Source organism: Staphylococcus delphini (assembly GCF_900636325.1).
GTDB classification, from domain to species: Bacteria; Bacillota; Bacilli; order Staphylococcales; family Staphylococcaceae; genus Staphylococcus; species Staphylococcus delphini.
This window is the reverse complement of record NZ_LR134263.1, coordinates 26,617-48,878: the sequence shown is the minus strand read 5'-3', so window position 1 is coordinate 48,878 and position 22,262 is coordinate 26,617. Positions and strand designations below refer to the sequence as shown.

At 34.1% G+C, this 22,262-nt stretch carries 19 protein-coding genes; 3 read left to right on the top strand and 16 right to left on the bottom strand.

Annotated features, from left to right (window positions below):
- Nucleotides 1-133: 133 nt before the first annotated feature.
- Nucleotides 134-2,479 (top strand): CDP-glycerol glycerophosphotransferase family protein, encoded by a 2,346-nt coding sequence (locus EL101_RS00195; RefSeq protein ID WP_096595934.1) that lies wholly within the window; start codon nt 134-136, stop codon nt 2,477-2,479.
- Nucleotides 2,480-2,890: 411 nt separating this feature from the next.
- Here the strand turns inward: EL101_RS00195 and EL101_RS13400 are convergent, their stop codons facing one another.
- The 6 genes from EL101_RS13400 to EL101_RS00170 all read right to left on the bottom strand — a co-directional run bounded on the left by EL101_RS13400 (nt 2,891) and on the right by EL101_RS00170 (nt 8,936).
- Nucleotides 2,891-3,256, bottom strand: a complete 366-nt coding sequence (locus EL101_RS13400) for a M48 family metalloprotease (protein WP_240622707.1) — start codon at nt 3,254-3,256, stop codon at nt 2,891-2,893.
- A gap of 24 nt (nt 3,257-3,280) precedes the next feature.
- Nucleotides 3,281-3,484 (bottom strand): hypothetical protein, encoded by a 204-nt coding sequence (locus EL101_RS13395; protein ID WP_240622708.1) that lies wholly within the window; start codon nt 3,482-3,484, stop codon nt 3,281-3,283.
- A 378-nt stretch (nt 3,485-3,862) separates the two neighbouring features.
- Nucleotides 3,863-5,176, bottom strand: coding sequence for an APC family permease (locus EL101_RS00185; RefSeq protein WP_096595933.1), 1,314 nt, complete (start codon nt 5,174-5,176; stop codon nt 3,863-3,865).
- 32 nt (nt 5,177-5,208) lie between these two features.
- Nucleotides 5,209-6,249 (bottom strand): bifunctional threonine ammonia-lyase/L-serine ammonia-lyase TdcB, encoded by a 1,041-nt coding sequence (gene tdcB, locus EL101_RS00180; RefSeq protein WP_019166649.1) that lies wholly within the window; start codon nt 6,247-6,249, stop codon nt 5,209-5,211.
- 36 nt (nt 6,250-6,285) lie between these two features.
- Nucleotides 6,286-7,401 carry an alanine dehydrogenase gene (locus EL101_RS00175; RefSeq protein ID WP_096595932.1) on the bottom strand — a complete coding sequence of 372 codons (1,116 nt, stop codon included), beginning with the start codon at nt 7,399-7,401 and terminating at the stop codon, nt 6,286-6,288.
- 722 nt (nt 7,402-8,123) lie between these two features.
- A complete protein-coding gene (locus tag EL101_RS00170) occupies nt 8,124-8,936 on the bottom strand; it encodes a DUF418 domain-containing protein (protein ID WP_240622709.1) in 813 nt (270 codons plus the stop codon).
- A 284-nt stretch (nt 8,937-9,220) separates the two neighbouring features.
- Here EL101_RS00170 and EL101_RS13390 point away from each other — a divergent pair, with 284 nt between their 5' ends.
- Nucleotides 9,221-10,276 carry a DNA adenine methylase gene (locus EL101_RS13390; protein ID WP_241971471.1) on the top strand — a complete coding sequence of 352 codons (1,056 nt, stop codon included), beginning with the start codon at nt 9,221-9,223 and terminating at the stop codon, nt 10,274-10,276.
- Nucleotides 10,277-10,320: 44 nt separating this feature from the next.
- Entirely contained in the window at nt 10,321-11,178 is an 858-nt protein-coding gene (locus tag EL101_RS13385) for a Dam family site-specific DNA-(adenine-N6)-methyltransferase (protein ID WP_241971470.1), read from the top strand.
- A 122-nt stretch (nt 11,179-11,300) separates the two neighbouring features.
- On the opposite strand, the gene EL101_RS00160 is transcribed toward EL101_RS13385, so the two are convergent.
- The 10 genes from EL101_RS00160 to EL101_RS00115 form a co-directional block, all read right to left on the bottom strand.
- Nucleotides 11,301-13,049: a restriction endonuclease FokI recognition domain-containing protein gene (locus EL101_RS00160; protein ID WP_096595930.1), complete on the bottom strand. Its 1,749-nt coding sequence runs from the start codon at nt 13,047-13,049 to the stop codon at nt 11,301-11,303.
- Between the two features lie 126 nt (nt 13,050-13,175).
- A complete protein-coding gene (locus EL101_RS00155) occupies nt 13,176-14,021 on the bottom strand; it encodes a hypothetical protein (protein ID WP_096595929.1) in 846 nt (281 codons plus the stop codon).
- Nucleotides 14,011-15,336, bottom strand: coding sequence for a DUF262 domain-containing protein (locus EL101_RS00150; protein ID WP_096595928.1), 1,326 nt, complete (start codon nt 15,334-15,336; stop codon nt 14,011-14,013). Before EL101_RS00150 ends, EL101_RS00155 begins: the two co-directional genes overlap by 11 nt.
- Before the next feature lie 51 nt (nt 15,337-15,387).
- Nucleotides 15,388-15,867, bottom strand: coding sequence for a 23S rRNA (pseudouridine(1915)-N(3))-methyltransferase RlmH (gene rlmH, locus EL101_RS00145; protein WP_096595927.1), 480 nt, complete (start codon nt 15,865-15,867; stop codon nt 15,388-15,390).
- A 347-nt stretch (nt 15,868-16,214) separates the two neighbouring features.
- Nucleotides 16,215-16,997, bottom strand: coding sequence for an MBL fold metallo-hydrolase (locus EL101_RS00140; RefSeq protein ID WP_096595926.1), 783 nt, complete (start codon nt 16,995-16,997; stop codon nt 16,215-16,217).
- A 22-nt stretch (nt 16,998-17,019) separates the two neighbouring features.
- Nucleotides 17,020-17,799: a two-component system regulatory protein YycI gene (locus EL101_RS00135; RefSeq protein ID WP_096595925.1), complete on the bottom strand. Its 780-nt coding sequence runs from the start codon at nt 17,797-17,799 to the stop codon at nt 17,020-17,022.
- Complete coding sequence (locus EL101_RS00130) at nt 17,796-19,133, bottom strand: YycH family regulatory protein (protein WP_096595924.1); 1,338 nt, start codon at nt 19,131-19,133, stop codon at nt 17,796-17,798. The genes EL101_RS00135 and EL101_RS00130 overlap by 4 nt, the downstream gene beginning before the upstream one ends.
- Nucleotides 19,123-20,955 (bottom strand): cell wall metabolism sensor histidine kinase WalK, encoded by a 1,833-nt coding sequence (gene walK / locus EL101_RS00125; protein WP_096595923.1) that lies wholly within the window; start codon nt 20,953-20,955, stop codon nt 19,123-19,125. Before walK ends, EL101_RS00130 begins: the two co-directional genes overlap by 11 nt.
- A gap of 12 nt (nt 20,956-20,967) precedes the next feature.
- Nucleotides 20,968-21,669, bottom strand: coding sequence for a response regulator YycF (gene yycF, locus EL101_RS00120; RefSeq protein ID WP_014612681.1), 702 nt, complete (start codon nt 21,667-21,669; stop codon nt 20,968-20,970).
- A gap of 150 nt (nt 21,670-21,819) precedes the next feature.
- Entirely contained in the window at nt 21,820-22,158 is a 339-nt protein-coding gene (locus tag EL101_RS00115) for an SdpI family protein (RefSeq protein ID WP_096595922.1), read from the bottom strand.
- Between the last annotated feature and the right edge of the window lie 104 nt (nt 22,159-22,262).

The window sequence follows — 22,262 nt, the reverse complement described above, 5'->3', positions numbered from 1 at the left end:
TGAGACAGTTCTAATAAGTAATGCTTTATTTTATGATATAAGATTATTAGAGTGGTAATATTTTGAAAATTGCATTGTTTTTATTTTTATAATATAATATTGTCGAATTATTTTATTGGGAGCGTGCGGTCAAATGAAGATTGGTATTTTCGGGTTTAATATATTTGCAAAAGGTGGCACTTCTAGAAGTAATATTAATTTGATTCATTCAATGCTTGAAGAAGATCATCAGGTCGTTTATTTTAACTACCAACCTTTTGATGAAACAGCATATACAGAACTCATCATTCATGAAAATATTCAAAGTGATCATTTCACGATTCGTCCATTTAAAGATGAACATGAAATGGCATATGTCGATTATTTAATCATTACGCGAGAGTCCTTTTTTAAATATGCTCAAAATGTGAAACACTTTAATCCTCACGTCACAATCGTTGGGGAAATCCACGGGCCATTAAGCTATCTACCACAAGATTTTAGTGCAGATCTTCAACACATAGATGCGGTTCGCGTGAGTACTTTAAGTATTCAACAAAAGTTTCAAGCCATGTTTGATTATCCTTATGTGTTTCCCTTATACGTTAATACGAGACATATCGATATTGACAAGGTGCCTTCAAATACACGAAGAAATCTGTTAATTAAGTCGCGTTTTGAAGATAATGTTAAAGATATTTCATATGTCATCCGCTTAATTAACTATATTGTTAAAAATCAATCACATGTGGATATTCATTTGTATTTAATCGGTTACGGCCCTTCAATGATACTATACAAAAATTTAGTGCGTTATTATCAATTAGAGGATTATATACATATTAACGGTAAACAACCACGCAACTATATTTATATGTCAACTTCACCTTATGAAACGTTAGGCTTTTCAATATTAGAGTCTCTTGGAGAAGGGAATAAAGCACTCATCTATCAAGGCAATGATAAAGTACTCAAAGAAATTTACGAACCTTTCCACGGCATTGAATTCCTAACCAAAAATTTATTAGAAGATGCTGATATATTACTACAATTTCTCAATCGAAAATACACACGTGACATGAGGGACGACGATGTTAAAATATTACAGCAAAGTTTCCTTATCCCGCATTATGCTTCACTGTTTTTATCAAAAGTTGAAACATGTGTCGCAGCACGTCCGTGTCAAAAACGTTTGAGACGTGTGAAAAAGCGCCGTTTTACCGATAACAAACAAAAGCATACTGAACTCTATCTGAAGTTTAATGATAAATTGCTTTTCCGAAAAATTTTAAACAATCCACGGTTTAAGGCACATCTTAAAAATATTTATTACAAGCGTACAGAAAAGTTACAAAACAACATAGAGCCGCTTGATACACATGTGTTTGTAGAATCATTTCACGGCGGCAACTTTAGTGGAGACCCTAAATATATCGCTTTGTCTCTAAAGGGACATTATCCAGAAATGCAGATATTCGTAAGTTCAAAAAATGCCCTGGTTGACATGGAGATTAGAAGTTTTGGTTTAACTCCGGTACGTTTTGGTAGTCAAGCGTACATTGAAGCTTTCAAAAGTTCAAAATATGTATTTGTGAACGGCAACACTTGGGATAAAGTTGGAAAGCATCCACAGCAGATTTTTGTTCAAACTTGGCATGGTTTTCCTTTGAAGAAAATGGTCGGCAACTTAAACAACCCTCAAGAACGCGCAAAGCAACTCAATGCTTTTCTGCCAAGAATGATGAAATGGGATTATTTGTTAACTTCTTCTCATATTAATACAATGCTATTCAAATCAGCGTTTAAATTAGATCAAAATCATCATTTACAAGTTCTGACAGACGGCGCACCTAGAAATAGTTACCTCCTGCACCATCACAATGCGACAGAACGTCAAAAAATACAATTTAAGTATTTTCAACATCAAGATAAAGACAAACAATATGTCCTATTTTGTCCTACATGGCGTCAAGAAAAACGTGATTGTGTGTCAAATATTAACTTAAAAAAATTGCTGGAATATTTGCCCGAACACATTCATATCATTGTAAAGCTTCATCCTAATGAGGGGCATTTAAGAAATCATTACAACACGTTAGATCAACGCATTCATTGCTTTTATAATGAATTGGTAGATATTCAAGAATTGTACATCATATCTGATTGGATGATTACAGATTATTCTTCTACTATTTTTGATTATGCACATTTAAATAAACCTATATTTTTACTTCATGAAGATCAAATGGACTATAACCAAAATATCGGTTTTAATTTTAACATTCATCAATTGGGGCATTTTCCAATCGCCAGTCACAATGAAGAAAAATTAGCACAACAAATTAAAAATACGACGCACATTGATTACACACATATGATCCAGCGATTAATGGCTTATGATCATGAGAAAAGCGATATAAAAGTGCTAGAAAATATTATACGCAGCACAAAAGAAGACACTTTACGTCAAAAGAAAAACTTATTATTAAGCCTCACGTAATATTTGAAATTGATTCGTATGAGCGCTTTTCTTATACACAAAAATGGCACAACCTCTTACTTTTGAACTATCCGGTTTTTCCGGATAGTTGTCCTTTTCATTGATTTTTACGTCTTTTTTCCTTCCAAGTTATTTCTCCTTTATATGCTTGGTTCTCTTTTTATTTCTTGCCTATACTCCGAAATAAAATCTGCATCACAATTTTCCCGTACACCTCTACCATTAAAATTTCAGAACTATCTGTCACGTTAAATTTAAAATGATAACTTAAAATTGAGTACGCGCTATTGCATATTTCTAACAGTTCCTTTGATCATCCTCATCTAACGTTGAACGATTAAATGTTGACTCGTGTCATACGCACAAAAAACCACCTACGCAACTCAAAGTAGATGGCACAATTAACCTTACCTATAAAATTTTCCCATGGATATCCCATCCATTTTCTTTTGCTTCTTTTAATGCTTGCATCCTTCTATTACCAACGGGGTGGTCTGATAGGTCTAAAGTGCCTTCTTCGGCATAATAGACTGCAGTCCGATCTGCCGTATATTCTTGTGCCCTTGTGAGACTTTTATCTAAGAATAGTGGTTTTAGTGCGGGTGCAAGGATTAAACGGCATAGATTTGTATGTCCACATTTATGGTGCGCTAACTCGTGTGCTAGAACAAAGCGGACCAATTCGTTTTGTTTATGGCTATAATAAACATCAAGTAAATCACTATAAATGACGATATAACGCTTACGCAATGTACATTTAGCTGCAAATGCACTCATCTTACCATTTCCGTTATTGATATATCATCTCGGCGTCTTTAATGGGCCATTTTTTGAAAATCCCATTTCATCAGCAAGTTCCATAAAAATTTGATAGATTTCAGGAAATTGTGTTGCTGTAATCTCTACACTGTTTGAAGCACTTGCCCAATAATTCTTTCTAATCGCAAAAAAGCCGATAATTGGAAAGAGTAAACCAAACAGTATTACACTCATCCATTTAGACAATTCACCGCCGTTTAAAAGAAAATAACAGCCCAAACAAACTGCAATCACAATGATGAACAATCAAAATTTGATTAGCGGTATTTCAGCTTTATGTCTTAGTTTTTTGATGCTTATATCAGCTTTTTTATTTTGATACATATGATTTTGACACATTGTTCCACATCCTAAATGAGACTTTATTATAATTATGCTTTTTATTAAACAATAAAATTATAAGAAAGGCAAAAACAAAAGTAAAACCTCTTTAATATTTTGATGACTTAAGCATGTATCAAAAATGAACTCCAAAAAAATCCGAGACATTTCGCAACGCATGACGAAAGTCTCGGACTATTGTAGTCGTGTCAAAATTTTATAAGTAGGGTGTTATTTGTATGATTAATGTTTTTTCTGATAATAATAAATCGGAATACCTAACATTGTGACCCCGATACCCACGATTGCTAGAAGGGGCTGAGTGAATAATGTATTCAGCAAGACAAATGTGCCTGCTAGTAATGCAATCATTGGGATGACGGGATACAATGGTACTTTATATGGACGGTGCAGTTCTGGCTCTCGCTTTCTAAGAATCAATACCGCTAAGAAAGCCATACAGTAAAATGTCCATATGACAAATATCAACATATTCGTAATCGTGTCAAAAGCGCCTAATAACATCATGATCACAGCGATGACAATTTGAATCATGCCACCGAGCCATGGTGTCCGTGAAGGTAATAAGTCTAAAAATAAACGCTTGAACGGCAGTTGGTTACGTTCTGCCATAGCATAAGGAATACGCATGCCGGTCATTGTATAGCCGTTCATCGTGCCATATACAGAAATTAAAATACCAATCGTGACTAATTTTCCGCCCCCTGCACCGAATAAAATTGAAGATGCTTCGCTTGCGGCATTTAAGTTACCTTCAATTTGGTGAATTGGGAGTGTCATTAAAAATGTGGCATTAATAAGTAAATAAACGACCATGACAAGACCGATACCGAGCGTAATGGCACCTGGTAAGTCTTTTTTAGGGTTTTTCATTTCCCCGGCAATATTACCAACGTGAATCCAACCGTCATACGCAAACATTGTCGCAAGAAGACCTGCACCAATCGCTTCAAACCAACTCGAATCCGTACCATTCACAACAGGAAAGAGAGAAAATGATACGTCACTCGAATGAAAGAAGCCGATAATGACAATAAGTGCAATAGGGATCAACTTAATCACAAGTGTAATAGATTGTAAAATTCCGCCTGCTTTAGAGCCTAAAAAGTTAATCATTAATATCGAAACGGCACTCAAAATTGCAATAGGGAGTAACAATGATGTCGATAAATGAAATAAATTAATGATTTGTGTCCCAAAAATAATGGCTAGTGCAGCGATATTAGCTGGAAAGTAAATAAACGCTTGTGCCCAGCCTGATAAAAATCCCCAAAAGTCTCCATACGTGTATTCAATATACTTAGTGAGTCCGCCAGTTTCAGGAATGGCTGCAGCAAGTTCAGCACCTGTCAAACCGGCACAAATGGTCATAATACCGCCAAGCAACCAAACAAAGAGTGCCATACTCGTTGAACCGGTCACTTCTGTCACACTTGAAGCTTTGAAGAATACACCTGCCCCAATGACTGATCCCATGACAAGTGAAAGCGATGCAAAAAAGCCGATGTTTTTCTTTAAAGATGTATTTGTACTCATTGCTGTTGCCTCCGTTTCATTCCATAGATGAACTAACCGACCACACCTTCACTCGTATCAGCGGGTTTCAATAAATCATCAATAATATGTGAAACGCGTGTGAGGTCAACATTACCGCCAGAGACTAAAGCAACAATATTTTTGCCCTTAATCCAACGCGGATCAATTTTACCACTTAATAGCGCAGCAGTTGGCAATGCACCCGCACCTTCAGTAATGATTTTAGTACGTTGCATTAAATGACGCATGGCATTTGCAATTTCATCTTCTGAAACTAATACAAATTCATCGACCAGTTTTTCAACAACGGCATATGTTTTATTACCAGGAATGGTGACTTCCGTGCCATCTGCAATGGTATGTGCTGTAAATTGTGACGTAATTTGGCCTTCTTTGATAGATTCTGCCATACCGTGAACATTTTCAGATTGCACACCGATAATATGAATAGATGGATTAAATGATTTTAAAGCCGTTGCCAAGCCAGCAATTAAACCACCACCGCCGACAGGGACGACAACCGTATCAATGTCCCAGATTTGATCTAAAATTTCTAAACCAATTGTACCTTGACCCGCCATAACTTCGACATCATCATACGGATGCACAATCGTTTTACCTGTTTCCGCTGCCAGTTGTTCCATATATAGGCGAGAGTCATTGAATGTTTCGCCTTTAAGGATGACCTCCGCACCATAGCCACGTGTCGCTTCTTGTTTAGAGATCGGTGCTTCTTCAGGCATGACCACCGTTGCATCAATACCGAGCAGCTGTCCAGTCAACGCGAGACCTTGCGCATGATTCCCCGCTGAAGCAGTGATAATCCCTTTCGCTTTTTGTTCATCCGATAAGTGCAAAATTTTATTAAGTGCACCTCTAAATTTGAAAGATCCGGTGTATTGCATGTTCTCAAGTTTTAAATAAACATTGCCACCTGTAATATTGTTGCTCAAAAACATTGATTTAATGAGCGGTGTTTCACGTACATAATCTTGAATTTTCATTTTAGCTTCTTTAATGTCATGTATATTACAATATTTTTCAGTTTGTATCATTACAGCATTTGTTGCCATCACGATCATCCTCTTTTCAAATTGATGTTGTATGAACTAGATTAAGTCTGCTAACTTTTCATAAGGCATATCATGTGATTGTGCTAAACCTTGATTTGTAATGTGTCCTTGATAAATATTCACACCAGAGGCTAAGACTGGATTTTCTTGAATTGCGCGTTCGATACCTTTATTGCTAATTTCTGATAGGAAGTCAATGTTCCCCGCTGCGAGCACCATTGTAGACGTGCGCGGTACAGCACCAGGTTGATTCGGCACCGCATAATGGATGACGCCATCTTCAACGTAAATCGGATCACTAATCGTTGTTGGATGAATGCCTTCAACAGTTCCACCTTGATCAATCGCAATATCTACAAGCACTGAACCTTTTTTCATGCTACGTACCATATCTTTAGTAACCAATTTAGGTGGTTTAGAACCCGGAATGAGAATCGTTGAAATAAACACATCCGCCGTTTTGATTTCTCGCGCTAAATTAGCTTCGTTTGATTTCACAACAGTTACATTGTCGTTTTTAAAATGCGATTCAAGCCACGCGATACGTTCATCTTTTAATTCGATGATGACGACTTCTGCTTGTAAACCTAACGCAATTGTTGCCGCATTGACACCTGCAGAACCGCCACCGAAAATGACGACTTTACCAGAAGGAATCCCCGAAATCGCATCAATACCAGAAATTAAAATCCCTTCGCCTTGATGTTGCGCCTCTAAGTAATACGCACCCATGAGCATCGAACGGCGTCCTGCAATCGCGCTCATCGGTTCTAATAAAATGGCTTTCCCATCTTGTTCAATCGTTTCGCCACCAATCGCTGTCACGCCCGCTTGCTGCATCATCTCAACCGTCTTTTTAGATGACGCCAAATGTTGGAAGCCCCAAATCACTTGGCCTTTTTTGAAATATTGAAATTCGCTTTCGTGGGGCTCTTTCACTTTAATAATTAAATCCGCTTCCCAACACTTTTCATGTGAAACGAGTATTGCACCCGCATTTTCATAGGCTTCATTCGTAAATCCAGAGCCTATACCAGCATTTTGTTCCACGTAGACTTCATGTCCTTGATCTTTAAGAATTTTAGCATTTTCAGGTGTGCAACCGACACGTCCTTCACCCGGCTTTAATTCTTTAACAATACCAATTTTCATAACAAACACTCCTCATTAGGTGATTGAAACTGTATTTTAAATTCGATGCATAATATATCTTGTTGAAAATAACATTCTAAATCGTCTATAGCCATAGAGTTTGTGAATTAATTCACTAATATCTTAGCCTCAAACTGAATCAAAGTCAATTGAAAATGCAATAAACAAAAAATGAAAATATAATTAAAATAATCTGAACATTACAACTTTTATTTAGAATTTTGTGTTCATTGAGAGGATTGCAGGGAAGACATCAATTATGTGAGAAACACTGTGGCGTATACTGTTATATAGGCAAGGAAGTCTTAGGGGAGTCTTATTTTTTAGGCAGCATCATAGTTATAGGCGTTGATAGTCACTCAAAAATTCATGGGTAGGCATCAATTCAAAGAACAAGATTGGGATACATCGTGCTAACGCAAAATAAAAAGCGACCTCTCAAAAGATCGCTTTACTGAACTTAATTTTTCTTTCTTATTTCTTTCAAATTAACGATACCTACAATAATCGGTGCAAAACTAATGATAAAACTTTCATTATGGGCCATTTGAGGCTTTTCAAACATACTTCACACACCTCCTAGAAACAACTTGTTGCAGCACCAGACATGCTACAGGATAGCGTATGATAGAGAGCACTATTTTTGATATGTTACTTTGAAGAATGCTCATAATTATTTGAGATTAAGATAACAACTTTTTGTTTATTTCAGCCTTTTTATTCTATCTCCAACGTTGCTTCTTAAATGTCCAATATGTAAACACTCTTAAAACGTATTCTAGAGGTCCATAACGTAAATACTTCTGATACCAAAATGCGATGACCATTTGAATTAAAAATAAAATGATAAAAATTATGACATTGTAAAAGAGTGTATCTTTTCCAAATTGCCCAAGACCAAAACCATAAAATATCAATACACCGATAATACTTTGCGTAATATAAAACGTGAGGGACATCTTCCCTAAATTTTCTAAACCACGGAAAATAATATGCTGTGTGTACTTTTGATAGAGATATTTAAAAAGTGCTATATAACATAATGCTAGGAAAAGGCCAAAAACAAAATTAAACGTATCTGCAATATTTTCATTATCAAACCATAAATAACTTGATTTAAGCAGTAAAACTACCGGCGTTAAGTAGACAAACAATTTGTTCGACCAAAAATCATTCGCATCCTTTTCAAACCAACCACTTTTCGATAAATAGATACCAATACCAAAAACCAAACTTTCAAAGACAATGACGCTTAAAATGAGAATACCAGGAGAAACTCCAAATATCGCTTTTAATTGTTCAAAATATGGATCACTGTTCTCAGGTGACTCACTAATGATTTCGCTATAACTTCCTTGTTGATACAAATCTTTCGTTTCTTGAACAAAAGTTTCTTCCTTATGCATATCATGCGGTATATCTGTGTCATCAAAAAATGAAAATGCAAGAATGATGATGAGCGTAATAGCAACAAAAACTGTTCCCCATTTAAAGATGCTTTTATTAAGTGAAATAAAAGGAATGAGAAACATCATAGAAAGTGCGTAACCACTTAAAATGTCATCCCTCGATAAAGTTACTAAAAGGAAAGTTTTGATTTTGAATGTACTCGAAAAAAATTTAAATACAAATTCTATTAGTGAACCGATAACCCTATTTATGTAATTAACTTTGATTACATTGAAAGAGATTAGAGTTGAATAACAGTTACTGACCATTACATTAAAAAACTAATAACTGCCTTAAGTTATATTTATTATTTCATTTTATCTTTACTCATGTTATTATGAAACCAACTAGGATGAAAGAGGATGTAATAATGAGATATATAGGTTCAAAAACAATTTTGTTAAATGAAATTGAAAAAGTAATCGAAAAAAATGTTAGCGGTTCAGAAAGGTCTTTCTTAGATTTATTCGCTGGTACTAATACTGTGGCAGATCACTTCAAACATAAATATGAAGTTGCTACTAATGATATACTCTATTTTAGCTTTGTGAATTCTAAAGCTAAGATAGAAAATAATACCCCATTAAAATTTAGTAAATTAGGTATCGATCCTTTTAAGTATTTAAATGATGATAATAATGCTTTAAATTATAATGGTTGCTTTTATTACACTAATAATTATACTCCACGTGGAAACGCAATGTACTTTAGTGAAGAAAATGGTAAAAAAATTGATTTCATTAGAAATACTATTGATGAATGGTATAATAATAATCTTTTAGAAGAGTATGAATATTATTATTTAATATCTTCTTTGATAGAAGCAATTCCTTATATAAGTAATATCACCGGTACATACGGTGCATTTTTAAAACATTGGGATAAAAGAGCTTTGAATAAGTTAGAAATTAAACCTTTAGCCATTATAAACAACGGATATAATAATAAATCCTATAATCAAGATGCAAATATTCTAGTTAAAAATATAAAATCAGACATCACTTACATTGATACTCCCTATAATAATAGGCAATATGCCTCAAACTATCATTTATTGGAAAATATAGCCAGAAATACTAAACCTGAACTAAACGGTAAAACCAAAATATTTGACTGGAGTTTTTTAAAAAGTAAATATTCTATGAAATCAAAAGCTTTTGACTCTCTTGAAGACTTAATCAATAACTTAGACACTACATATCTAATATTAAGTTATAACGACGAAGGTATAATTAATATAACTGATTTAATAGAGTTACTAAAAAAGTACTCTATTGACGGTAAAGTAGATGTTACTGAAATTCCATATAAAAAGTATAGATCTAAAATTACATCTAAAAAAAGCACTCTTAATGAATATATTTTCTTTATACAAAAAAAGAAATACAACCTTTTGACTACCAGAAAAGCCAAGAACACAAAATAATAACAAAATGGTCGCCAAAATCCAATATGTACGTGAAAAGCCCATTGAATTATATTGGGGGTAAATATAAGTTACTCCCTCAAATTATCCCTTTATTTCCGAAAAATATATCTACATTTGTTGATTTATTTTCTGGAGGGGCAAATGTAGGAATAAACGTAAAAGCTAAACGACATATTTTCATCGATATGAATACAAAAATTAATGAAATGTTTAGGTTTTTTGCTAGTGAAAATCCAGATGATTTAGTTAACAAAATACAAAATCGAATACAGGAATTCAATTTAAGTAAAACCAATTCTCAAGCATATATTTCATTTAGAAATCAATATAATACAAATCCAAATCCACTAGATTTATATATACTTATATCATATTCTTATAATTATCAAATAAGATTTAATAATAATTTAAAATTCAATAACCCCTTTGGTAAAAATAGAAGTCATTTTAGTGAAAATATGAAGAAAAATCTTGTGAATTTTATAAATACACTAAACACCTTAAACCACGAATTTATTGATGGATATTTCCAAAATATAGACTTATCTTTTTTAGATAAACAATCTCTGGTCTATTTAGATCCACCCTATTTAATTACAACCGGAAGTTACAATGATGGTAATAGAGGTTTTCAAAATTGGGGTGTTCAACAAGAAATAGAGATGTATAATTTAATGCAATGGTTAACTGAAAATGGAATTCGTTATGCATTAAGTAATGTGTTAAGTCATAAAAATGTTGAACATTCACTTCTTCAACAATTTATTAAAGACAACAAAGTACAAGTCCATCACTTGAACTATAGCTACCATAATTCATCATATAATACATCTAGAGAACAGAGCGATGAAGTAATAATCACAAATTATGATACTTCTAACTTTAAATTATTAATTTAAAGTTATAGATTTCAAATTGCCCATGTAACAATTAACTTCGTCTGAATCATATATCAAAAAGCATAAAAATCCGAGATTTTTATAATTAATCACAAAAAGTCTCGGATTCTTCTATAACTTAACTATGAAAATTTAATTTCACTATTATTCATATACGCTGGCAAATTACTAATATTGAATCTTCCTGTTTGTACTAAATGCCCTCCCATTAATAGTTGATAAACATTTAATGAAGCACCATTTGTATTAGTCCTACTAGCTGTTTCTTTTAATTGCTCTTCAAACTTTCCAATAAATTCGCTAGATACCCAAAGATAGAAATAATTACTAGACGGTATGTTTTTACCAAAATTTATCCACCATTCATTTGGATTATCATCTTTACTACGCTTAGCATTCTCATCAATATACCTTACCATTTTATCTTCTTCAGATATATTTTTCTTATATCCTTTACTATAAGCCTTTGTATCAGCTATTATTCCAAATTCATCATTCCAAATTAATATATCTGGTTTACGAGTCCCACCTAAGTGTTTTGTGTTTAATTTATATACTTCTCTAATAAACTCTGAAGTAATTATTTCAAAATCTCGATTTGCATTACCATCATATGCTAAATCAAGTAATGTAATAAATTTATTAGGTATAGACGTTTCAGATATGAAAAACTCTTTTACTTTTAATTTATCTTTTTCTTCATTGGATAAGTTAACATTAATTTTAGGTATATGAAAATTATTTATTTTGTCTAACAATCTCACGGAATTATCATTCAAATCAATTCTAATTCCTATATTATTGAGTCCTTCTATGTCACTTTTAATCACATTAATCGAATCATTAAAACCTTTATGCTTTAAATGATTAATCAAGTTTTTAAATGAAGTTGAACTCTCTAAAAACTTTAAAATAGTTGCTCGTCTTGTTCGAATGTAATTCTTACCTTTACCTTTAACAGCTAAAAACTCCCAAAGTAAAAATTTAGTATTTTTACTGTTACTAGAATTGCCTTTTATTTGCTTCAATGCATGTTTTCCTTTTCCTGTAATTGAATACTGAGTAAATCCTGTTATTTCCCTCTCTTCATTTATAGCAGATTTATACCTACTTGATTTTTGATTTACATAACCAACTTTTTTTAACCATCCGCAAATCATACGAGCATATTTGTCAGCCGTCCCCTCAACATCGGTTCTTATTTTATTTTCTTCATTTTTATCAGCTGAATCTTTAATCCACTCTATCATTAACTCCTCTGGATATGAAGTAAACCCTGGTTCATCTTTAAAACCTATCCTATTTCCAATAAAAAATTTTGTCACATTTGGATGCTTATCAAGAATTTCGAGAACTCTAGTCGCAGGAGGATAGCTTAATAATGCTTCCTTAAGGACCTGATGCATTTCTTCTTCTGTTTCAGTTTTAATAAATTCCATACCTTTATCGGTGATTTTAAAAGTATCTTCCTCTCTATTATGTTGTACAAAGTTCAAACTAACTGCCCACCGTAAAAAACCATCAGAAGACCACTCATCTGTAAATTTTTTTCCTCTTGTATTTGAACTTTGTGATTCTAAAGAAATCTGTATTAGAGCATTAGGTACCGAATCTTTTCTACTTTTTGGTGTTTTTCCATATTTATTAAGGTTTCTGCCAACTAATTCAGAATACGTAAACTCTTCACAACCATTGTCTAACTTTGTTTGTAGTGATTTCTGTATATCTTTAAAATGGTAAATATTTTCTTCTACTAATTTCTCTTTCAATAAATTATATTGTTTAGAATCACTATCAAATATTGCCACTGTTTTTTTTAGTTTATTAAAATCTGATGGATTTTGTATCCAACCAAATGATCTTATATTCATAAAAATTCAACCCTTTTTTAGAATTCTCCATTTCATTTTACTCAAGTTTATTTATCGAACTAATAGCATTTTACTAGCAATAATAAATAAAAGTTTACTAACACAAAACAAATGTTATTATGAATATCAAACAACCTTATCACTTGTAAACTCTGAAATTTTTATTATTTGTTTATTAACAATTTCTATAGATTCTTTCTTTCGTAAATCTAATGATTGAAAATCATTCGCAATATCAATAATAGGTCTGATTAGTTCAGGTATTAATGAAGTATCATGATTATTAGATAAAAATTTTTTAGAAATGTTCCTAATCTCTTTCAAAACATCCGCCTTACTTTTTAGATGGTTTCGATTTTCAAACCTTTTTAAAGACGTTATTTTAGTTAGAAGTAGGTCTATATATTTTTTCATTTCATTTTCATTGTAAACTGAATATAGTTCAAAATATATATATTCCATAACTTTTATTGCTTCTTTAAAATCTTCAAATTCTAGATCATAGCTATTATTATGTGCATAGGCGTGTCTGTTTCTAATTAAATTATCATATGATTTTATCTCTTGTTTATTACTATCAATCATAAAAGTGAAGTCATTAAAATATCTCTTGATTTCTTTTTTTATTTCTATATATGTGACGTTTGGAGAAAATTTTTCTCTATCAATTTTTATTTTTAAGAATTGATTAAGATGCTCATTTTCATGCTTTTGATAATCTAATAAACAGTAGATAAATTCTTTAAATAAAACTTCAGAAGTTGTATAGCAACTTATCAATAATTCCCTTTTTAATGCTTCTATTATTTTATTATAGTCACTAGGAGACTTTCTCAATAATCTCATTAGTTGCCTTACCTTATGATTCTTATCCGACACAAAATTTAAAATTTTTTCAAGCTCATCATACTTATTCTTCAACTCATTGATAAAATCAATATTGTAATTTGAAAAAGATACATCAATACTCAATACTCTTCACAACCAATTCATTAAGAATTCTAAACCTATCCCTTATTGAGTCCAATTTACCTGTTGAAGTTGAGAATGGATTTTCACCTAATAATGATTTCTTAGAAAAATATTTGCTTAATTCTTGTTCGTAAAAGTATTTTAATTTATCAAAATTAATATCATTTTCAATATTATTAATAATTGCAGCTAATAATGATTCCATTATAGTTACACTTAAATTACCAACATACTCATACATACCGTTATCTTTATTTTTATTTACTCTTCTAAACGGTTTATCAATAAAAATGTCAAAATTGTTAAAAAGTAGTTCTAATGCTTTTTTAAATTTATCATCAAATTCCGATTCTACTTTTGTTTTCCTATGATTTTCACAATAATCATTTAAAATATTTTTAATTCCATGATTTCTAGTTTGAAATTCGTCATTTACAAGTTTATTAAAAACATAAGTTCTCAAATAGGCTTCAACATGTAAATCCTTCTTTAAAGCCGTTTTTGTGAATATAGAATTTAGTAAATCATTTTCTTCACATTTTTTATATAAATCAATCATAAAATCTCCTGAAGCTAAAGACTTTCTTATTTGCATAGAGTTAAGTTTCTGGGAGCCTGTATTAATTCTTTCAAAAATTAGATATTTCGAATTATAGTTATCAGGTGTTAGCTGTTTAAATTCTATCAAAGGGATTGTACTTCTTTTAATTTTTCTTTGGAAATTTTCATTTAATTGATCAAATGATTTTCCTGCAATACTTTTATCAACTAATTTCGAAAGCTTAGCTTTACCCTTACTTGTTGACTCTCTATCTTTTGAATAATTCCAAGGTCTTTTTTTCACAAAATTACTTATAGCTGTAATTCTTTGTAATCCATCAATCACTTCATATTTGTTACTATCTACTTCTATTAGGAATAAAGGGGGAATAGGTAATCCTAATATTATTGATTCGATTAATCTTGAACATTGAACTGAATCCCAAACAAAGTTTCTTTGCATTATAGGTATTGTTATTTCATCTTCTTCATACATTTCAATCAGTTCTCCAAAAGATCTATTACTAACCCAATGTTTAATTTCAAACTCTTCTAATTTCCCATTAATTTCTTCAAATTTACTATCAAGTAATTCCATTACATGATTTTCAGTTGTTTCGTCTATTACAAGGTCTAACTCATCACACCTTTTTTGAAATTCTGAAAAATCATCAATCTCCATATAATATTTTAAATCTTCATCATTTAAATCACTAACCCTCACAATATCACTTTCGCTATTAGTATTATCTTTTGTTATATAAAACAATTTCATTATAATGTCTCCCTATCCTTTAAGTTTATGTAAAATCAAAAATATAACCCATCACTTATGATACGCTTCTCCCCGCATAATTTTAAATGCTCTGTACACCTGCTCCAACAGGATGACGCGCATCATTTGGTGTGGAAAGGTCATTTTACTGAACGACAACGCAAAGTCACTGCGTCGTAACACGGCATCGTGTAGCCCATGTGAGCCGCCTATGACAAATGTGAAGTCACTTGCGCCCTGTGTCATGCGCTGATCGAGTGTTTGTGCCAAGTCTTCAGAGCTTAACATTTTACCAGCGATTTCTAATGTGATGACCGTGCTTTGTGGTTTGATTTTACTTAAGATGCGCTGCCCTTCTTTTTCTTTCACTTGTTCAATTTCTTTTGCACTCATTGTTTCGGGTGCTTTTTCATCTGGAACTTCGACCACTTCTATTTTGGTGTATGCGCCGAGCCGTTTGGTGTATTCTGCAATGGCGAGTTTCCAATATTTTTCTTTTAATTTCCCTACTGCCAAGATGGTTATTTTCATTTTGCCCTCCTATGTGTATAAACTAAAAGTTATCCACAGGTTATTCAGTTACCCACATATTTATCTCTATTATACCGTTTTTACATCAAGTTTTCACACAGAAATTTAAAAATTGACCAATATATTTGTGAATAAGTCTGTTGATATGTGGATAACTTTGTTGGTAAGTGGGTTATTAACATGTGGATTGTTTATAACTCGCTTAATTTGTGCACATTCATGGGGATAACTTCACTGATACCTGCCTTTTTATACACATTTTTTATTGATATCCATAAAAAAAGAGGTCAGACATTCAACTGTCCAAACCTCTCAAGTTTATTTATATTTGATGTGTAAACCCCAACCTACAATGTATAAATCTGTGTGGGGATGGCTTTATCTGTATCACACAGTTTCACTTCATTCACTGTATCGATATCATGCGCCTGCAAGATCTGACCGACACTCATACGGGCCAAGTCTTTCATATTGTTGTCTTGTGATAAGTGAGACAAATAAATGCGCTTCGTTTGACCTGTAATCACGTCTGTCATCGCATGGGCTGCATCTTCATTCGACACGTGCCCCATATCACTCAAAATACGTTGCTTCGTCTTCCATGGATAGCGACACATGCGCAACATATCGACATCATGATTACTTTCAAACACAAATGCATCACTGCCACGAATCATACCTTTCATACGATCAGACACATAGCCTGTATCGGTAATCATCGTCAGCTTTTTGTAGTCATTATGAAAAATGTAAAACTGTGGGTCGATAGCGTCATGAGACACGTTAAATGATTCAATATCGAACCCGGCAATGGATTTAGTTTCATATGGATTGAATACAAACTTTTGATCTAACGGAATTTTGGAGTCTTTTTTATCGATACACGTCCATGTTTTTTCGTTCGCATACACAGGTAAACCATATTTTCTCGCAAGGACACCTAAGCCTTTAATATGGTCACTATGTTCGTGTGTCACAAGGATACCATTAAGATCTGAAATTTTCCGGTCGATTTGATCGAAAAGTGCCTCCATTTTTTTACCTGTGAGTCCTACATCGACTAACAAACTGCCCTTATCACTTTCTACATATGTCGCATTGCCGGTACTACCGCTTGCGAGTACACTCATTCGTATCAAGAGACCACCCTTTCTATTGTTCAATAATTTGTGGATTGGACGAAATTGCCTCTACATAATACGTATGTGTGCCATTTGCGTCTTTCACTTTAATTTCCCAGTTGGCTTGCAAGACTTGAATATTCGTCTCTTTGACCACCGTATAATAACCGAGTCGGATGTTTTCGACTTCTTGGTTATGTTTTAAGTACTGATTATAATAAAGTGCTTCAATCGCTTTATGGGCGCTAATGACTTGTCTCGGTTCATTATTCGCCCCTTTAGACGGAAGGATGTCTTCCATTGCAGACTGCTCGTACGATTTGACTGTATCGTCTTTCACATCAAATGTCAGTTCTGCACGATTGTTATTCATAATCGGGAAGCCTTTATACGTCTGTTCGTATTTGATTTTGCCATCGTTCGTATCGTGATATTGATACTCGTTGCCTTTATAGATATTTTGATCGATGTACGGTTTCAAATGCGAAATAGGGTCCAGTTTCACATTGACACTTTCACTCATTTCCTTATCCAATGTGTGCCCGTTATTTCGTGCTTCTGCTTTATCACTTTTTTCCGCTTCATCTTTAAAGTCTTTCGAACGTGCCGTAATGAGCTGCATTTTCACATGACTCACATCAGGCATGTTTTTCGGCAATTTGATATTTTCTTGTTCAAAGTTAACCGAATTTTGCTCTTCTGCATCGTTAATTTTCGCTTTATTAACTTTATCATTATACACAAAGATTAAACAAATATTAACGAGGAGAAACACGACGATGAACAATGATTTTGCACGTTTCCAGTTCATGTCTCGACCAACTCCCCGTCTTTATATTCGTACCACTCGTGATCATATTGAATGTACCACGTCGGTATAAACTGACTGCCTTCTTGAATTTCGATACTATTTTCCGGTCCTTTAATTGGACTCATACGATAACCGATAACCATTTGTTGGACTTTTGTAAAATCAATATTCCCTTTACTCGCCAGTACAGAACGCACATCTTCCAAATCCGGTAACGACTCAGGCTTTTCACCGTTATCAATCGTCACGTTCGTTTTTAATAAACCGCGACTGTATTCGTATAAGCCCCGTTCGCCCCACAAGACGCGAATTTCGTTTAATTGGTTCGGATAAAAAATCGGACGTCCATTCAGAAACATTTGATAAATAATATAGCCACGGTCATTGTCCGCACTAAATAAGCGAAAATCATCTGTAAAGCCGCCATGTTTATTAATAAAATCAAACGCACGTGGTAAGTTCACATTCATATTCCGCGTACTATGCTCATCTTCTGACAAATTGGTATAGTCATACGTTTCACGATTCGCATTGTAGTTCACGACGCCTGTTTTGTTGTTGTACGTCGTGTTCCCACTATTCGTTGTCCGCACAATTGGCGTATTATCAAACAGAATTGCGTTCAAATCTTCTACGTTAATACGATTAAAAATAGTCCGGTATGCTTTTAAGTTTTTCGGTGCTTTCACGGCATACATATACGTCGCCTTATTAATCGTACTGCGGTTCGTCACAACATCATCGTACGGTTCCAAGTCCGCTTTCATCTTCTGAATGCGTTGTTGCACATATTTCGTATTCAAATTCGTTTCTAACTTAATCGCCCGTTGATGATTCGGCTGCATGGCATAAATGATTACATGTTGAGCATCATCGACATCTAAAATAAGCCGGTTAAATTTAAAGTTTGTCGGCACTTTCGCAGGGATTTCAATAACTTCATTCAAATACATCGACAGCGGGATGTCTGACGGGTAGTCTAACACGACGAAATGATTGCTCAAATCACGCAATAACACGACATCATCATTTTGAATATCTTCTACTTCAATAATGCGATGCTTTTGAAATACCGTCATTAATGCATTCACATCTTTGTTCGCTGGCATCCCTTTCACATCATCATTTTCGACATGCACGAGTTGTAAAGGCGTCACCACTTGGCTAAATGCTTTATCATAACGCGTCCCGATTGCCTCTGTCGCATCTTTCGTATGCACATTATCTGCATCCGTTAAATCCGGCGAAAAGTTCCAAATCATGACTGTTAATACAATACTCGATAGGACCAGGAGTGCTAACACAATTGACTTAATCAATTCTCTAGTTCGCATCCCAATCACCTTCCTCAATTTTCTCACAAGGTAATGTGATGAAAATGGATGTGCCCTGTCCTTCCACACTATTAGCCCAAATTCGGCCGTTATGCGCTTCTACAATTTCTTTAGAGATGGCAAGTCCCAGTCCTGTACCACCCATCTTTCTCGTACGTGCCTTATCCACACGGAAAAAGCGGTCAAAAATTTTATCTACTTTATTAATCGGAATCCCAATCCCTTTATCTTTAATTCGAATCGTTAAACGACTGTGGACAGGATTATGTTTCACGTGGAACTCGACACGTTTCTCACCGCGCGAATATTTCATCGCATTCGTAATGACGTTGTCGAACACTTGCGTCATCTTATCCGGATCCACTTCGGTAAATATCGTCTCTCTCGGAATATCACGCACGAACGTCGTATCTTTCGCAGCCATCTCATGTCGATTAATAATTTTATTGATAAACATATTAAAGTCGACAATCTCTTTCGTAATCGTTTCAGACTCATTGTCCATTTTAGACAGATGTAACAAGTCATTCACGAGACGAATCATCCGTTCAGTTTCCTCACGTGTGACCGATAAAAACTGTGGTGCAATCGATTCATCACGCCATGCGCCTTCTTCCAACGCTTCGATATAACTGTTCATAGACGTTAAAGGTGTGCGTAATTCGTGCGATACATTTGCCACAAACTCGCGACGTTCTCGTTCAATTTGTTGTTGCTCTGTGACGTCATGTAGCACTGCAATGTAACCTGTCACAAAGCCAGTATCTTGCACAATCGTACTAAAGTTGACACGTGCAATAATCCCTTCTTCTTCATTCATATCAATGAGGACACTATCATTATTTTCATTTAATTCTTCAAGTGAAAACTCATCTTGTAAATCTAATACGTCAAAAATAAAGTACCCGGAGACTTCCTCTTTAGACTTCCCTAGCATTTTCAGCGCCATATCGTTAATAATACGCACACGGCCACGTCTATCTGTCGCAATAACCCCGTCACTCATATGGGTAATGACAGAATCTAGACGCCGCTTCTCACTTTCCGTATTCGCTTGTGCTTCTTGAACACGTTTCGACAAGTTATTAAACGCTAGCGCCAGTTCGCCAATTTCGTCATTACCATAAATTTTCACACGTTGCGTATAGTTCCCTTTAGACATCTCGACTGTCTGATTTCGCATATCAGTAATCGGCTTCGTAATCGTACGCGCAATAAAGAAACCGAGAATCACTGTAATAATGAGCGAAATCCCTGTACCTACGATGAAAATTTGGTTAATGTTGCTTAACTGATCGTACACTTGGTTAATATTCGACTCAATATAAATATCACCAATCATGCCATCGCCAGTCACCACCGGCATATTTTTAACCCATACACGCTGCTTACCTTCACCGTAATCTTTCAGCACCGTATCTGAATTTTCTTGCCCCAGCGACAATGCCTTTTGAATCGAACTATCATTTGCTTTTTGGTTAATAATCGTACGGTTCGATTGCTTTGATGTCGCAATAATGATTTGATCTTTATCAATAAAGCGAATTTCTATCATTTCATTACGATTGGCATATTCGTTGAGTAAATTTTGAATATCTTTTTGTGTATTACCAGAATCACTACCATCTGCATATATTTTTTCAATACCGAGCTCGATTTGTTTCGCATTTTGAGAAATGTTTGTCTTAAACGTCTCGGTCATTTCTTTTTCGAGACTATTCGTAAAGTACAGCCCAATAATTTGCATACCAATAATAATCAACAGGACATAGACAATAACAAGTTTCGTGTGAAGGGATTGAAATTGTTTTAACCACTTCATATTTGCCATCCTCTAATCATGTTGTTGTAAGAAATATCCAACACCACGACGCGTCACAATATAGTCTGGATGAGAAGGATCATCTTCAATTTTTTCACGTAAACGGCGAATCGTAACGTCCACAGTACGGACATCGCCGAAATAATCATAACCCCATACTGTTTGGAGTAAATGTTCACGCGTCATCACTTGTCCCATATGTTTCGATAAATAATGGAACAACTCAAATTCACGGTGCGTCAAATCAATATCTTCACCGCGTTTTTTAATAGAATAAGCGTCTGGATAAATCACAATATCCTTGATTGTAATTTCATTCGTCTGCATATGATTTTCTTGACTCGGTTGTGTATAGTGACGACGTAAATTGGCCTTCACACGTGCAATTAATTCACGCGTACTAAATGGTTTTGTCACATAGTCATCCGCACCAAGCTCAAGACCGAGGACTTTATCGATCTCTGAATCTTTAGCTGTTAACATAATAATTGGCATTTCGAATTTTTTACGCACTTCACGGCACACTTCCATACCGTCTTGGCCAGGCAACATAATATCGAGTAACACGATATCAGGTTCTTTTTCATAGATTAAGTCGACCGCATCGTTGCCATCATATGCGACAAATACTTCATAACCTTCTTTTTTCAAATTAAATTCTAATATATCCGCAATTGGTTTTTCATCATCGACTACGACTACTTTTCTTGCCATAAAAATGACCCCATTTCTTAATAAGTACATAATATCGGTTGCTAACTGGCATAATCCTATACCTTATAATGTATCATTAAAATCAAGTGAATTCTATCTATTTAATCCATTTTCATTTGTATGATAAGGCACAAAATCTACGCGTGCAGTTTATGCATCTAGCTTTTTATTGACTTTGAGATAAACAGCCAACAATATACCTATGAGCACGATCGCTTGTATTATCATCGAGATGACAAGTATCACATCATTGTCTAAAACAATGAGCACGATATCCACGATGCATAATAGGATTGAACATAAAGCCGTATATCCAGAAATCACCTTTAGTAGACGGGCAAAGGCGACTTGAGCAATTTCCCAATTGTTTTGATTTTTCATCGATTTCCTAGTTCGAAACCCAAGAAAGTAATTGATTTCTTGAGGTGGGTGATGTTGGAAAACACGAGCTAGTATGAATAAAAACAAACTACTTGAAAACAGTATCATTTGGGTTATTCCCTCCTTAATTCAGTTGTACCATAATCATAAACAAACGCCTATATTCATTTTAAAATAGGGATGCCTCATCAAGAAGAAGTCGCCGCATTATA